Genomic DNA, 1,748 nt, shown 5'->3' with positions numbered 1-1,748 from the left:
ACCCGAAGGTTGAGTATCACGTTTCCTTAGAAAGGAGGTGATCCAGCCGCAGGTTCTCCTACGGCTACCTTGTTACGACTTCACCCTAATCATCTGTCCCACCTTAGGCGGCTGGCTCCTAAAAGGTTACCCCACCGACTTTGGGTGTTACAAACTCTCATGGTGTGACGGGCGGTGTGTACAAGGCCCGGGAACGTATTCACCGCGGCATGCTGATCCGCGATTACTAGCGATTCCGACTTCGTGCAGGCGAGTTGCAGCCTGCAGTCCGAACTGAGAACGGCTTTAAGAGATTAGCTTACTCTCGCGAGTTCGCAACTCGTTGTACCGTCCATTGTAGCACGTGTGTAGCCCAGGTCATAAGGGGCATGATGATTTGACGTCGTCCCCACCTTCCTCCGGTTTGTCACCGGCAGTCTCACCAGAGTGCCCAACTGAATGCTGGCAACTGATAATAAGGGTTGCGCTCGTTGCGGGACTTAACCCAACATCTCACGACACGAGCTGACGACAACCATGCACCACCTGTCTTAGCGTCCCCGAAGGGAACGTCTTATCTCTAAGATTGGCGCTAGATGTCAAGACCTGGTAAGGTTCTTCGCGTAGCTTCGAATTAAACCACATGCTCCACCGCTTGTGCGGGCCCCCGTCAATTCCTTTGAGTTTCAACCTTGCGGTCGTACTCCCCAGGCGGAATGCTTAATGCGTTAGCTGCAGCACTGAAGGGCGGAAACCCTCCAACACTTAGCATTCATCGTTTACGGCATGGACTACCAGGGTATCTAATCCTGTTCGCTACCCATGCTTTCGAGCCTCAGCGTCAGTTGCAGACCAGACAGCCGCCTTCGCCACTGGTGTTCTTCCATATATCTACGCATTTCACCGCTACACATGGAGTTCCACTGTCCTCTTCTGCACTCAAGTTCCCCAGTTTCCGATGCACTTCTTCGGTTAAGCCGAAGGCTTTCACATCAGACTTAAGAAACCGCCTGCGCTCGCTTTACGCCCAATAAATCCGGATAACGCTTGCCACCTACGTATTACCGCGGCTGCTGGCACGTAGTTAGCCGTGGCTTTCTGGTTGAATACCGTCACTACCTAAGCAGTTACTCTTAGATACGTTCTTCTTCAACAACAGAGTTTTACGAGCCGAAACCCTTCTTCACTCACGCGGTGTTGCTCCATCAGGCTTGCGCCCATTGTGGAAGATTCCCTACTGCTGCCTCCCGTAGGAGTATGGGCCGTGTCTCAGTCCCATTGTGGCCGATCAACCTCTCAGTTCGGCTATGTATCATCGCCTTGGTAAGCCGTTACCTTACCAACTAGCTAATACACCGCGGGTCCATCCAGAAGTGATAGCACAAAGGCCATCTTTCAAAACAAAACCATGTGGTTTTGTCTGTTATGCGGTATTAGCATCTGTTTCCAAATGTTATCCCCCGCTTCTGGGCAGGTTACCCACGTGTTACTCACCCGTCCGCCACTCATTCAAATGTAACGTCAATCTAGTGCAAGCACCTTCAATCAGTTACGAGAATGCGTTCGACTTGCATGTATTAGGCACACCGCCAGCGTTCATCCTGAGCCAGGATCAAACTCTCATATAATGTATATGAGCTTTGAATAGCTCTTTTTATTTGTTGCTTTTAGCGAATTGACTTCGCAAATGTTATTTCTCTTAAAATCTACGTTTTAAGAGCCCTGCACATTTGATTCGTCGAAACTTTATTCAGTTTTCAAAGGTCTAC

The 1,748-nt window shown here is 50.1% G+C and carries 1 rRNA gene; it reads right to left on the bottom strand.

From position 1 onward, the window contains the following. Positions 1 to 30: 30 nt before the first annotated feature. Positions 31 to 1,607, bottom strand: a 16S ribosomal RNA gene (locus ACYVQZ_RS09885). Between the last annotated feature and the right edge of the window lie 141 nt (positions 1,608 to 1,748).

Source organism: Paucilactobacillus salsurae, assembly GCF_054784995.1.
This window is presented reverse-complemented; position numbering and strand designations above follow the sequence as displayed.